Here is a 14227-nt window from a genome sequence, read left to right on the forward strand (position 1 = left end):
AGGGGTCATCCTAGTGTGGTAAGTCATATAGTCATTCCACTATAAAAGTATTACAGCGTTAACCTCGCTTGAAGTATCACATATACACTCGGTTACCTTGTACTACTTTTAAATTGAATCGACTATATGGGTTATATTATTTTTGTTTCGTGTCTTTATTAAAATTAAATTGTTGAAGTGTTTTTTAGTCAACGCAATAGCTATTATCGGGTTTGAATTTTTTAGCCAATCCAGTTGAAATACATAGCCAGTTGTCCGAATGCCGCAGCCAATAAAATACTGAGTACCACGCGCTCGAACCAAATGATGACCATTTTGCCAACAGAAACAGGAATCTCGGTCGCAAGCACACACGGAATCATGGCTGAAAAGAACAGCACACTGCTAATGGAAATTACCCCTGCCACATAGCGTGTCAGAATATCTGCCTCACTTAGTAGTAATGCTGGCAAGAACATCTCAGCCAATCCCGCTGACATTCCTTTGGCAGCGACAAGCGGTTCTGGTAGGCCGCCAAGCCATGTAAAGGGATAAAGAAGCAAGCCCAACGCATCGAACACGGGCGTATATTTTGCTAATAGTAATCCTGTTAAGCCGACAGCGATGATAGACGGCACGATAGCGGCGGCCATCGTTAGACCGTCGCGAAAGTTAGACCATAAGATTTGTTTGAGGTCAGTGGCACGGCGCGAAGTGGATAAGCCTAAATCAAACGCAGCTGCTAGCCGTGTACCACGTTTATGGTCTAAAGCTGGACGTTCAACGCTATCATCAAAGAGGCTGATAGGCGGAATACGAGCGGTAATCGCAGTGACAATAAAGGTAATTACTAGCGTAGACCAAAAGAACACATTCCAAAACTCCATCAGACCAAGTGTTTTGGCAACAATCACCATGAATGCCGCTGACACGGTTGAAAACCCAGTCGCAATGATAATGGCTTCACGCGCTGAATATTGCTTTTGTAAATACACACGATTGGTGATGAGCAAACCAATGGAGTAGCTACCGACAAAGGAAGCCACAGCATCAATCGCTGATGAACCTGGGGTTTTCCAAATAGGTTTCATAATCGGCTGCATGAGCACACCAACCATTTCTAGTAAGCCAAAACCAACCAAGAATGCCAATATCAATGCCCCAATCGGTACAATCATACCGACTGGTAAGGCCAGTTTTTCAAATAGAAACGGCAGCATGTCTTTTTCCATCATAAAGCGCGGCGCTACGTCAGCCACATACATCACTGCTAGTATCAGACCCATGATTTTAAAAGCAGTCATAATCATATGGGTGATATTTTTACGCCATGAGCCATCGATAAATGGCTTACTCACGCCATAGAGCATGAGTAAAAACAATAGCGTCACGGACAAGGTGTGCTGCTGAGTGACCAGATAGGTTGCGCCATGATCGAACAAAATCGTGCTTTTTTCACCAATGGTAAATGGTACGAAGAACATCACCAAACCGATGGCACTGAATACGATAAGCTGTATTAAAGCAATAGGGGTGGATAGCAGTTTTTGGGACGATGTCGTTGGATTTTCATCGTGCAGATCAGATGTTGTATTTTGCTCAATCATATTATCCTCCTTGATAAAACGCCGATAATGTCCTTACGCCAATTCATCGCTCATAAGGACAAGGGACAAACTATTTGACCATTGGCAGATTCAATCCATAATCTTTCGCTGTTTTGATTGCTAACTCATAACCTGCATCGGCGTGACGCATAACCCCTGAGCCGCAGTCATTGACTAATACACGCGATAAGCGTTTGGCTGCGGCGTCAGTACCATCCGCGACGATGACCATGCCTGAGTGCTGTGAGTAGCCCATGCCAACGCCGCCACCATGATGTAGTGATACCCAAGTGGCACCACCTGCCACATTGAGCATGCCGTTTAATAATGCCCAGTCAGATACTGCGTCTGAACCATCTTTCATGCTTTCAGTTTCGCGGTTTGGACTGGCAACAGAACCCGTATCTAAATGATCACGGCCAATAACGATCGGGCCTTTTAGTTCACCGTTTTTGACCATTTCATTAAATGCCAAACCTGCTTTGTCACGCTCACCAAGCCCCAACCAGCAGATACGAGCAGGCAAGCCTTGGAATTGAATACGTTCCTTTGCCATATCTAACCAGCGATGGATATGTTTGTTTTCAGGGAATAGCTCTTTGATTTTTTGATCAGTCTTATAGATATCTTCTGGATCACCTGATAACGCTACCCAGCGGAATGGGCCTTTACCTTGGCAAAATAGTGGACGAATATAAGCAGGGACAAAACCTGGGAAGTTAAAGGCATCTTTGACCCCTTCATCAAAGGCAACCTGACGGATATTATTACCGTAATCAGTGGCTGGAATTTCCATCGCTTGCAAGTCTAAAATCGCTTGTACATGTACTGCACAAGATTGAGCGGCTGCTTTAGTCAGTGCTGTGTGTTGCTCTGGATCTTCTTGGGCGGCTTTCCATTCCTCTACCGTCCAACCGCTTGGTAGATAGCCATTGATCAAGTCATGTGCTGAGGTTTGATCGGTGACTAAGTCAGGCTTCATACCGCCCGCATTAGCACGCTTGACCATTTCAGGTAAGATGTCTGCGGCATTGCCAAGTAGGGCGATAGAGATAGCTTCACCAGCGTCCGTATGTTGTTTGATTAACTCATAAGCGTGGTCAAGATTATCTGCTTGCTTGTCGACATAACCCGTGCGCAAACGGAAATCTATACTAGACTGCTGACACTCAATGTTCAGTGAGGTTGCACCAGCAAAGGTCGCAGCTAATGGCTGCGCGCCGCCCATACCGCCAAGACCAGCGGTCAGAATCCAACGGCCTGCCCAGCTACCGTCATAATGCTGACGACCTGCTTCAACGAAAGTCTCATAGGTCCCTTGGACGATGCCTTGGGTGCCGATATAAATCCAGCTACCGGCAGTCATCTGACCATACATCATTAAGTCTTTACGATCTAGCTCATTGAAGTGCTCCCACGTTGCCCAGCGCGGTACAAGGTTCGAATTAGCAATCAACACGCGTGGTGCGTTTTCATGTGTTTGAAACACGCCTACTGGTTTGCCAGACTGTACTAGCAACGTCTCATCATCTTCTAACTCTTTTAGTGATTCTAAGATTTGATCATAGCTTTCCCAATTGCGGGCTGCGCGTCCGATACCACCATAAACAACTAGGCTTTTTGGGTTTTCTGCCACATCAGGATGCAGATTGTTTTGCAGCATGCGATAAGGGGCTTCGGTCAGCCAGCTTTTGCAATGCAGCTTGCTACCAGTAGGCGCAGCAATATTACGGCTCTCATCTCGGCGAGTCAGCTTAGTCTCTTTGTTGGTTCCATTGTCAGTAGTCATGATCATATCCTTGTGATAGCGAATAGGGCGATAAAGTCATTAAAGTAAGTGTCTTACAGTCAGTCTAGGTATTTATCTACTAAGCATTCATCTAAATTCATAGAAATATCGAATCGATAAAACAAATTTTCTAGCACCGCTGTAAAGTTGTATATACAAATTATCAAAGATACTTTTTTCATGCAAGGATTTTTTATTTATGGACGCATTATTTTTGTTATTCACTCGATCGAGACTAAACGCTCAGACATTTTGACTAAGGCTTGCGCGATGGTCTCGTGATATTATGTGGTCATTCCTATTAGCAAAACTGACGGTTAAAGGCGGATATGACAAAGACAGTTCCGGCGTATCAACGAATAAAAAATGCCATATTAGACAATATTCACTCTGGTAAATGGCAAGCAGGTAATGCGATTTCGACAGAAATGGCACTGGCTGAAGAGTTTGGCGTGTCACGAATGACGGTCAACCGTGCGCTAAAAGAGCTGAGCGAGGAGCGGGTGTTAGAGCGTCGGCAAGGGTCGGGCACGTTTGTGGCGCAGCAGCAGTTCAACCATACGTTTGTTGAAGTGCGCAATATCGCGCAAGACTTGAAGTCGGCCAATCGCGACTACCGAGCAGAGGTCGTGAGTAAGCGTGTTATTACGGCCGACATGCTCGATGATGAACTACGGCGTGATTTTGGTATTAATAAGGTTGATGGCAGTCTTGGCAAGGATGGTAGTGAAGCCTCTGTGCTATATGAAGTAAAAATCATTCACTTTGCGGATGGTCAGCCGATACAATTCGAAGAGCGCTGGGTGGATGCGAATAAAGTACCAGCGTTCATTGAGCAAGATTTTAGTGTGGTCAATACCAGTGATTATCTAATCGCTAAAAGCCCACTGGAGCGGGGTAGTTATACCATCCGAGCACTGGCTGCACCTGATGAGATTGCTAACTTTCTACAAGTTACACCGCAGTCACCAACGCTTGTATTGTGTCGCCAAACCTATTCGGCTGGTCAAGTCGTCACCTTTGTCAAAATGTGGCATGCTGGCGATCGCTACCAGTTTTCGGGTGATTTGTAGGTGTTACCTTTCGCATGCTCACGGATTTTGTACGTTTTTATGTCTAAATTGAGATACTATGTTTGTAAGCTGCTATTTAATGAGCAGCAATTTTCATTGACTGAATGCGCTATAATAATTGAACAGTCGTTAAAAATTCAAAAATAAACCAGAAACAGTATTGAAAAATAGGCTAAATAACCTCAAATCGAGCAGCCAAAGCCGAATATTGCAGGGCAGTCATTGTACTGGTCTCTTATATCGGCTTTTCCCTATTTATTGGTTGTATGTGTTTTCACTTTATTCATTCACTCTTATAAGGACGTCTTATGAAACGTCGTACTCTTTTAGCCCTTGCCGCCAGCACTATGTTCCTTACCGCTTGTGGTCAGTCTACTACTAATGATGCCGATACTACTGCGACTGACAGCGCTGCGACTGGTGGATCTGATTTGCTACAGCGTATCAATAATGGCGGCACCATCAACGTCGGTACAGAGGGTACTTATCCTCCGTTCACGTATCATGATGAGAGTGGCAAACTGACAGGTTATGATGTTGAAGTGACACGTGCCGTTGCGGACAAACTAGGCGTAGACGTTGAATTCAAAGAAACCCAATGGGACGCGATGTTGGCAGGTTTGGATTCAGGACGTTTCGATATGGTTGCCAACCAAGTCAGTTTGACCACGCCTGAACGTCTTGCTAAGTATGACAAAGCCAGTCCTTATAGCTGGTCAGGTGCAGTAGTATTGGCACCGACTAACGAAACTCGTTATAGCTCATGGGATAACTTAAAGGGTTTGCGTACCGCCCAATCACTCAGCAGTAACTATGGTGAGCTAGCAGAACGTTATGAGGCAGAAATCGTTCCTGTCGATGGTATGGCGCAAGCAATTCAATTGGTTAAGCAAGACCGTGCTGACTTTACAATGAATGACAACTTGGCCGTATTGGACTATCTCAAAAAATTCCCAGATGCAGATCTTGAGATCAAACTGACGGCTCCTGCTAGCGAGATGCGTGGTTCAGGTTTAGTATTGATTAAAGGCGATGATGCAGTCGTAGCAAAACTAAATGACGCGATGGCAGAATTGACCGCAGATGGCACGCTCACCAAGCTTAGCGAAGAGTTCTTTGGTGCTGATATAAGTCAACAAAAATAATGTCAGGTTTTATCATGCCAGCTTCTGTAATGTCAGCATCATGGTTCGCGGACTTATTGGCAGTATTGCCATTCATGAGTCCTGATCGAGCGCAGATTGTCATCTCATCATTTTGGCCGATGCTCAAAGGCGGTATCTATTATTCGATACCGCTAGCATTGATCTCATTTGCGATTGGTATGGCCATTGCATTGACGGTGGCATTAATTCGTATCGTACCGCGTGCCAGTTGGTTCCATGAGGTAATCTATCGGCTTGCGCGCGTGTATGTGTCGGCGATTCGCGGTACACCGATGCTGGTGCAGCTATTTATTATTTTCTATGGTTTGCCAAGTATTGGTATAAAGCTCGATCCCTTTCCTTCAGCGATTATTGCGTTTTCGCTCAATATTGGCGCTTATGCATCGGAGACGGTGCGTGCCTCTATTTTGTCGATTCCAAAAGGGCAGTGGGAAGCAGGCTCGACGGTTGGTTTGACGTATCTACAGACCTTCCGTCATGTCATTTTGCCGCAAGCGCTTCGGGTGTCAGTACCACCGTTATCCAATACTTTTATTAGTTTGGTAAAAGACACCTCTTTGGCCTCACTTGTATTGGTGACTGAGCTATTCAAACAAGCTCAGATTATCACAGCACGTAACTATGAGTTTATGCTGGTTTATACTGAGGCGGCGATTATTTATTGGGGTATTTGTCTGTTCTTGACCTTTATTCAAGGCAAGCTTGAAACTAGGCTAGATCGTTACGTGGCAAAATAAGTGATGGTTGGATAATTTTTAGCCATATAGTCACTAGCTTCATAGCTATCAGTTATACGAGCACTCAAGAATAACCAGTCGCAATAGAGACCAGTACAACAGGAATTTTTATGATCAAAGTCACTAATATTCATAAAGCCTTTGGTGGCAATCAGGTGCTCAAAGGCATCGACTTGACTATCAATAAAGGTAAAGTGGTGGTGATATTAGGGCCATCAGGGTCAGGTAAGACGACGTTTTTGCGTTGTCTCAATGCGCTAGAAATTCCCGATCAAGGTGTCATTGCTTTTGACGATGGTAGCTTGACAGTAGACTTTGCTACTAAGCCTAAAAAGAAAACGTTGCTAGCCCTACAGCGTAAGTCAGGCATGGTATTTCAGTCTTATAACTTGTTTCCACATAAGACAGCTATTGAGAACCTAATGCTTGGGCCTACAGTAGTACAGGGTCAGACCAAAGCACAAGCCCGTACGCAGGCATTGGCACTACTGGAGAAGGTTGGTCTGTCAGATAAAGCGGATCTGTATCCGTTTCAGCTATCTGGTGGTCAGCAGCAGCGTATCGGTATTGCTCGTGCACTTGCTATCGAGCCGTCATTACTGTTGTTTGATGAGCCGACCTCTGCGCTTGATCCGGAACTGGTTCAAGATGTATTAGGCACTATGAAGCAACTGGCCTCTGAAGGTTGGACGATGGTTGTTGTGACCCACGAAATCAATTTTGCTCGTGATGTCGCAGATCATGTGGTATTAATTGAAGATGGTCATGTGGTCGAAGAAGGTAGCCCTGAGCAGATGTTTGAATTGTCAGTGCATCCACGTACGCAGGCATTTTTACAGCGTATCGAGAAGTCATAGCGTTATGACAATCAACTGACGTTCTAAGCGAAAAAAGCCCCAATCACGATGTCATGGTTGGGGCTTTTTTTATAACCGTAGATAGCAGGTGATGTTAAATAATTACACAGAGCGTTTAAACTTTTTTTCGTTTCTTTAACCTTAACCAACGTGGCACACGAGTGGCAGTACCATTTAGCACAGCATTAAACAAAGCTGCTAGTAAAATAAGCACCACACCCACATACTGAATCAAAGACAGTGATTGATGTAGTAATAGTATGGCAAGGGCAATGGCTGTCAGAGGCTCAAAAATCGTAAACACTGAAGCGCGACTGGCAGGGAGCTTCTCTAACGCTTTCATGTACAAACCAAAAGGCACCACGGTTCCTAGTAAAGACAGCCCTAAGACATAACCCCAAGTCAGCAGAGGCAGACTAAATAGTTGCTCATAAGTATTATAAGTCTCTGGTAATAGCAGCAGCACACCTGCACTGATGATGATAGACGTGAAAAATACCAATGGAGCAGGGTGAGCATAATGCATAGCACGCTTGCCGAGTACGCCATATAAGGAGTAGCACACGCCTGCTGACAAGCCCAATAAAATACCCCAATTGACTTGTGCTTGCTCGCCTAGCATCGTCAAGCCGACACCAAATACCGCCATGAGTGCCAATAATGCTGATTGGCGAGTGATAGACTCATTGAGCAAAAAGGCTGAAAACAGCAAGCTAAAAACTGGCGCAGTATAGAGCAAGGCGACGGCTGGCCCAGCACCGACGTAGATCACAGCAAAGAAATAGCAGACCGACATACCAAGCACGCCTATCAAAGACTGGAGCGCCAGTCCGAGCCATTGCTTGGGTTTGAGCTTAATCAGATGCGGCCATAATTTTGGTAGCATGACTAGGATTAGAAAAGCGGCGGTCACGATACGTAAAATCGTAATTTGCCAACCGCTAAAACCCATTTGGTTGATGTAGGTTGAGAATATCCCCAAGGTGCCCCAACAGACTGCTGCCGTAATGATTTGAATGGTGCCTATCCATGACTGCCGCGCCGACATTGCGCTATCAGTGTCTGCCATATCGTTCTCTTTTTTATTTGAGTGTCGCAATGTTTACAAGTTATAGGCTGTCCAAGCCTCTTGGGTAACTACAATCTGATCACTATAAAACTGCTACAGCAGCAACTTCGTTAACCATACCAATGTATAGCTAACAAAGTCTTCTTATATCGATATTGCGTGCTGACGATATACCAAACTCAAAAAATACAGTTAGCTGTGTCAACTTATTCAGGCACTATTATATTCAGGCATTACCAAAAATAGCGCTTGAACTCGTTTTCTTTACTGCTCAAATTTTGTGAATGGTCTGACGTAATGCAATACTGAAATAAGAAAAGACAACCCGATTGAAGGCTGTCTTTTGTTTTTTTTAGTCTATCATGAAAATATTATAGAGTCGCTCAGAAATGCCATCGATATAAATATAATCGCTCTAATATGACGGATTTATACCTGCATCAAAAAGTTGCTAAGCAAGCGCTTGGCACCTTCGGTAGCAAAAGATTCTGGATGAAATTGTACGCCTTGAATGGGATAGTCTTTGTGCGCCAGTCCCATAATTTCATCACCTGCTAACGCTGACTCCGCCAAGCTATGCTCAACATGGGCATCGTTAGTCACGACGGCAGTGACGGTCAAGCAGTCTGGTAACGTATCTGCTTTTACCATTAATGAGTGATAGCGCATGATTTCGATCTCTTGCGGCAGGCCTTGATAGACACCTGAACCATCATGGCTAATTGATGACACCTTGCCATGCATCGGTACATTGGCACGTATCACATCACCACCAAACACATGAGCAATGCCTTGCATACCTAAGCAAACACCCAGTAACGGTGTCGTTTTGCCCATCACTTCGATGACCTCAGCACAAATACCGAAGTAGGCAGGGTCATCAGGTGCACCAGGGCCTGGTGAGATAATGATGCGATCAAGATTCATCGCTTGCACATCAGCCAGCGTAATTTCATTGTTGCGTTTAACGATGACGTTTGCTTCTTCATCGCCATCCATGGTTTGTAAAATCTCACCAATATATTGGTACAGATTAAAGGTAAACGAGTCGTAGTTATCGATAATTAAAACATTCATGGGTCATAAACTCTTTGATAAAAATATAGCTAGGTAAAATGTGGTCAATTTACGAATGACGGCTGGTACAAATGACCGCTACATAAAGCTGTCTAGTACTACTTTCATCGCAGACAGCTTGCGCTGAATTTCCAAGTATTCATCGGCAGGATTGGAGTCGTAAACGTTGCCGCCACAGGTTTGTGCATAAGCAGATTCGCCACTGATAAAGAGGCTGCGAATAGGAATAGCAAAGATACAGTCGCCATTGAAATTGAATGACCCAAGCGCACCACCATAGGCACCGCGACCATCGGGCTCTAGCTCATTGATGACTTTAATGGCTTCAACTTTTGGTGCACCAGACAATGTACCAGCGGGGAAGTTGCTGGCAAGCGCGCTAAACATGTCTTCGTTGGGATGTAAGATGCCGACGATTTCAGAGGAGATATGCTGCACGTGTGAAAAGCGTTTGATATCCATCAAACTACGGACTTTTACGGTACCAAATCTTGCCACACGGCCAATATCGTTACGATGTAAATCGACTAGCATATTGTGTTCGGCAATTTCTTTGTCATCGTTGAGCAATGCGCGGGCGAGCTTACGGTCTTCTATCACATCGACGCCGCGTTTGGCTGTACCTGCGAGTGGATAAGTTTCCATCTCACCTTGACGTAAGCGAAATAGCAGCTCAGGTGAGGCACCGATGATGCACTGCTGAGCAAACTTCATAAAATACATGTGCGGTGAAGGATTGACGGCGCGCAGTTTTTCATAGATTGGCATCTTATCACCCGCGATACGATACTTAGACTTAAACCCTACTTCACACTGAAAGATACGCCCAGAGACAATATCTTCTTTGACCTTCATTACTACTTTGGCATGTTCCTCTTGGCTCATGCCATCGCCCAAAAACTCAACCGTAGGCTTCTCATAGCTTGGAATATCGATATCAAATAAGGCTTTGATTTGCTCGATGCGATTTTCTTGCTGCGCGGTTGGGTAATAGAAGTAGAAAATTTCACCCGTCATCTTATCGAGCGTCAAGCCATCTAAATACACACCAAACTTAAATGGTTCAAAGTCGTCGCTAGACTTGGCATCGAGGCTGGGCTCAAAGAAATTCACACTGTCATAGCCTAGATAACCGACCAGACCACCGCTTTGATCGCGAGCGATGACATGCTGAGGAGTAATCTGACGTAATAGCTGATATGGGTTTTCAGTTTGGTAATGGATAGTTTCAGCCGTTTTGTTGTCCGTAATCGCAAGGGTAGTGCGGTCTAATGCTGCGATGGTCATAACTGGGTCAAAACCAATGGCATGATGACGTGAGATATGGCTATCTTCACCCAAGGATTCGAGCAAGTAGCAGGTGTCAAAAGTGCTTTCGATGCGTTTAAATAGCGCAAAAAAATCGATATCTTGAGTGAGCTTGATACGCTGCGGTTTGCTAGGGATATCAATCGCCGCAGGTTGGCTATGCTGTAATGTAGGAGAGGTCATAACAAAGTCCGAAATAGTTCAAATATGTATTAGGGCGTGTCACCAATTAGCACATTAATACATTTAATGGCCTTAAAATGGCTAAATTTTGCTAAACATCGTCAGCAATTTTGTCAATATATTCATATTAACGGCAATTGCTTCCTTGTTTATCTACAATTTTTCTCATTTTAAGCCTCATTATCTAATTGATGACACGCCCTAGCTAAAAATAAAAAGAATGTTGAGAGTATTGTTTAATACATTAAGAGTCTTGTCTGTGCGTCGCTAATAGGTCGCTGACATCATGACTTTGCATGACTTTAGCACCGCGCGAGACAGTAGCGATACCGACGCCTAGTTTCTCAGAGATTTCACGTTGGGTGATATTGTGTTCTAACAAGTCAAAAATACGGATACGGTTGGCAATTTCGCGTTGTTCTTTGTCGGTCAATAGCGCACTAAACAGCACTTCGATATCAGCGCTGTCATGACAAGCCGCTAGATGCTTTAATAAACTGCGATAAGGGTCAGTACTCATAATGTTCAATCTTAATAAAAGGGTAGATAGCTGTCTTGCTAATGTCAGCCTTAATATTGTTTCAGTATTCTAGTACAGTAGTACGTAAAAGACAAGTAAAGTCATAAAATGCTTCCTTATTTTCACTAAAATTTTCTGTAAGACTCAATTCGTCCAAAGTAAAAAACCAGCTAATAGTGATTAGCTGGCCTGTCTACCATCTGTTATTAACACCGTTCAAACCTACTCTGAGGCAAGCTCAATTTGTACCTGCCAACCGTCTATATCAAGCTCATAGCAATTTTTGCCTTCACCATTAATACGGTCAATTACTAAAAAGTCAGAGTCATGACCCAGTGCGAGTAGGGGGTGATGCCAAACATTGGCGTCATACTGCACCCCTTGATGAGATTTGGCATAAAACACGGTCAAATCATCAGCAGATTGAGGCGGCGTACCTGCAGGAGCAACGACAACGACATAGTCTTGAGCATTCATTGAAAAGAATGCTTGCGTGCCAAACGGATGGTATTCCATCACCGATAAGCAGATAGGGAAATCACGTTTTTTGGCACGGAAGATGCTCATGCCGACATTACCACCGTCAAGCTTAGCTTCGGCGATGGCATGATGACGACACGCATAGCCTTTATTGATATGGTAGCTATTTTCAGGCGTTTGCTCATCCTCGTTATAGGGTTCGATAACGGTGCCGTAGGGCGCAAAATCAGCTTTGGTTAAAGGTTTTGCAACGATCGTAGTCTTCATAAGAGTACTCATGACTTGCCTTACTTTTGGTGATTACTATGTATAATCACTGTTTATAATTACTATGAGCTAATTTATCATAAACCAGTACGCGACCTAAATCACCACTTGAGAATAAATGACATACTCAAATAAACGATGATGCGTCTATATTGTTTATTTATAGTCAGGTTAATACAAAAAAGAGACGACTTATCGCTCTGGGCGAATAAATGGCATATGTCTATTCACATCTTTATATAGTAAGTATCTAAATGGACCCGGTCCACCGGCATAGCAAGATTGTGGGCAAAATGCGCGTAGCCACATAAAATCACCGGCCTCCACTTCGACCCATTCACCGTTTAAGTGATAGACGGCTTTACCTTCTAGTACATACAAGCCATGTTCCATCACATGCGTTTCATCAAATGGAATCACGCCACCTGGTTGGAAAGTGACGATATTCACATGCATATCGTGACGCATATCAGACTGCTCTGTAAATCGAGTGGTTGCCCATACGCCATCTGTGCCCGGCATCTCAATAGCATCAACTTCGTGATCGCTGGTGACAAAAGGCTCAGGCGCATCAATACCGTCTACAAACTGATAGGCTTTGCGGATCCAATGAAATTTAACGTGCTTGTCACTGTTGTTTTTCACCGTCCATTTACATTCCGGCGGTAAGAAAGCATAGCCACCTGCTTCCAGATGATGCGCTTCACCTTCAATGGTAATATCCATTTCACCTTCAACGACAAACAATACGGCTTCGGCTTTGGCATCCAGTTCAGGCTTCTGAGAGCCTCCGTTTGGCGCTACTTCAACGATGTATTGTGAGAAGGTCTCTGAAAAGCCAGTTAAAGGACGTGCAATCACCCACATGCGCATGCCTTCCCAAAATGGTAGATAGCTAATCACAATGTCGGTTAGTACACGTTTGGGAATAATCGCATAAGCTTCAGTGAAGATAGCGCGATCGGATAGTAGTTGTGTTTGTGGAGGTAAGCCGCCAGTTGGTGCGTAATAGGTGCTTTTTTTTGACATTATTGGTGTTCCTTAATGATGTTGTGCCGCGATAATGATGGTGTGCCGCGATAAATTGGTGTCTAAACGTAGAGTTACAGCCAGTTTGCCGTGTTGTCGGCAGTGGCTGGATGGTTTTTATACCAATGTTTGGCAATATCATCGCGGCGGCATACCCACACGTCAGGCTTGCTAGTGATGTATTGCAAAAACTTTTTGAGGGCAGTGATACGACCAGCACGGCCAATGATGCGGCAATGCAAACCGATAGTCAGCATTTTAGGTGTATGTTCGCCTTCTTCATATAAGGTGTCGAAGCTGTCTTTTAAATACTGATAAAAAGGTTCAGCGTTGGTAAATCCGGGACTAGAAGCGAAACGCATGTCGTTGGTTTCTAGCGTATAAGGGATGACCAGATGCGGCTTACGTGCGATTTTGTTACCGTCCTCTACTTTGACATTGAGCCAGTATGGCAGCTCGTCCGCATAAGAGTCAGAGTCATAAATATAGCCACCTTGCTCGGCGACCAGCTCACGAGTGTTGGGGCTATCGCGACCAGTGTACCAACCAAGCGGCTGACCACCAATCATGCTCTCGAATATTTCAGTCGCGCGGCGCACGTGCTCACGCTCGGTTTCGCGGTACATATTTTGATAAGTAATCCAGCGTAGACCATGACTGGCAATTTCGTGTCCATCTTCTAATACGCGCTCGATAATGTGTGGTGTTTTTTCGGCAGCCGCCGCACAAGTAAAGGTGGTAATAGGCAAACCATATTCTTTAAAGGTATCCAATACTCGCCACACACCGACACGGCTACCATACTCAAATGCTGACTCAATCGATTGGTGACGATTGTTAAACTCAGGCGTACCCAAGACGTCAGATAAAAAACGCTCTGATTGACCATCACCATGAATGACGCTGTTTTCTGCGCCTTCTTCAATATTGAGAACGAATTGGACAGCGATTTTAGCACCGCCTGGCCAGTTGGCTTTTGGCGGATTATCACCATAGCCTTTTAGGTCACGAGGGTAGGCATCTTGATTGAAATCACTGGTTATTTTTTTACTCATTGTAAATGTATCCTCAATATCTTAAATGTCT

13 protein-coding genes are annotated in these 14227 nt (G+C 44.4%); 4 read left to right on the forward strand and 9 right to left on the reverse strand.

The window, feature by feature from the left end; genetic code table 11:
• Window positions 1-221: 221 nt before the first annotated feature.
• Both JMW61_RS07460 and hutU read right to left on the reverse strand, forming a co-directional pair.
• Window positions 222-1586: a YjiH family protein gene (locus tag JMW61_RS07460; protein WP_201550130.1), complete on the reverse strand. Its 1365-nt coding sequence runs from the start codon at window positions 1584-1586 to the stop codon at window positions 222-224.
• 70 nt (window positions 1587-1656) lie between these two features.
• The gene (gene hutU, locus JMW61_RS07465) at window positions 1657-3375 is read right to left on the reverse strand and encodes a urocanate hydratase (RefSeq protein WP_201550131.1); all 1719 of its coding nucleotides are present in this window, start codon (window positions 3373-3375) and stop codon (window positions 1657-1659) included.
• A gap of 329 nt (window positions 3376-3704) precedes the next feature.
• Here hutU and JMW61_RS07470 point away from each other — a divergent pair, with 329 nt between their 5' ends.
• The 4 genes from JMW61_RS07470 to JMW61_RS07485 all read left to right on the forward strand — a co-directional run bounded on the left by JMW61_RS07470 (window position 3705) and on the right by JMW61_RS07485 (window position 7208).
• A complete protein-coding gene (locus JMW61_RS07470) occupies window positions 3705-4448 on the forward strand; it encodes a UTRA domain-containing protein (RefSeq protein WP_201550132.1) in 744 nt (247 codons plus the stop codon).
• Between the two features lie 308 nt (window positions 4449-4756).
• On the forward strand, window positions 4757-5593 hold the full coding sequence (locus JMW61_RS07475) for an amino acid ABC transporter substrate-binding protein (RefSeq protein ID WP_201550133.1): 837 nt from the start codon (window positions 4757-4759) through the stop codon (window positions 5591-5593).
• A gap of 14 nt (window positions 5594-5607) precedes the next feature.
• Window positions 5608-6351 carry an amino acid ABC transporter permease gene (locus JMW61_RS07480; RefSeq protein ID WP_110923335.1) on the forward strand — a complete coding sequence of 248 codons (744 nt, stop codon included), beginning with the start codon at window positions 5608-5610 and terminating at the stop codon, window positions 6349-6351.
• A 110-nt stretch (window positions 6352-6461) separates the two neighbouring features.
• Window positions 6462-7208: an amino acid ABC transporter ATP-binding protein gene (locus JMW61_RS07485; protein ID WP_110923194.1), complete on the forward strand. Its 747-nt coding sequence runs from the start codon at window positions 6462-6464 to the stop codon at window positions 7206-7208.
• Window positions 7209-7323: 115 nt separating this feature from the next.
• Here the strand turns inward: JMW61_RS07485 and JMW61_RS07490 are convergent, their stop codons facing one another.
• From JMW61_RS07490 to puuE, 7 genes are all read right to left on the reverse strand, one after another.
• Entirely contained in the window at window positions 7324-8277 is a 954-nt protein-coding gene (locus JMW61_RS07490; RefSeq protein WP_201550134.1) for a DMT family transporter, read from the reverse strand.
• A gap of 429 nt (window positions 8278-8706) precedes the next feature.
• On the reverse strand, window positions 8707-9354 hold the full coding sequence (locus JMW61_RS07495; RefSeq protein ID WP_201550135.1) for an anthranilate synthase component II: 648 nt from the start codon (window positions 9352-9354) through the stop codon (window positions 8707-8709).
• 78 nt (window positions 9355-9432) lie between these two features.
• The gene (locus JMW61_RS07500; protein WP_201550136.1) at window positions 9433-10845 is read right to left on the reverse strand and encodes an anthranilate synthase component I family protein; all 1413 of its coding nucleotides are present in this window, start codon (window positions 10843-10845) and stop codon (window positions 9433-9435) included.
• Between the two features lie 244 nt (window positions 10846-11089).
• Window positions 11090-11365: a Trp family transcriptional regulator gene (locus tag JMW61_RS07505; protein WP_201550137.1), complete on the reverse strand. Its 276-nt coding sequence runs from the start codon at window positions 11363-11365 to the stop codon at window positions 11090-11092.
• Window positions 11366-11587: 222 nt separating this feature from the next.
• Window positions 11588-12124 carry an ureidoglycolate lyase gene (locus JMW61_RS07510; protein ID WP_227687386.1) on the reverse strand — a complete coding sequence of 179 codons (537 nt, stop codon included), beginning with the start codon at window positions 12122-12124 and terminating at the stop codon, window positions 11588-11590.
• 180 nt (window positions 12125-12304) lie between these two features.
• The gene (locus JMW61_RS07515; RefSeq protein WP_201550138.1) at window positions 12305-13141 is read right to left on the reverse strand and encodes a bifunctional allantoicase/(S)-ureidoglycine aminohydrolase; all 837 of its coding nucleotides are present in this window, start codon (window positions 13139-13141) and stop codon (window positions 12305-12307) included.
• 74 nt (window positions 13142-13215) lie between these two features.
• Window positions 13216-14196: an allantoinase PuuE gene (gene puuE / locus JMW61_RS07520; RefSeq protein WP_110923188.1), complete on the reverse strand. Its 981-nt coding sequence runs from the start codon at window positions 14194-14196 to the stop codon at window positions 13216-13218.
• Between the last annotated feature and the right edge of the window lie 31 nt (window positions 14197-14227).

The organism is Psychrobacter fjordensis, assembly GCF_904845995.1.
GTDB lineage: Bacteria > Pseudomonadota > Gammaproteobacteria > Pseudomonadales > Moraxellaceae > Psychrobacter > Psychrobacter fjordensis.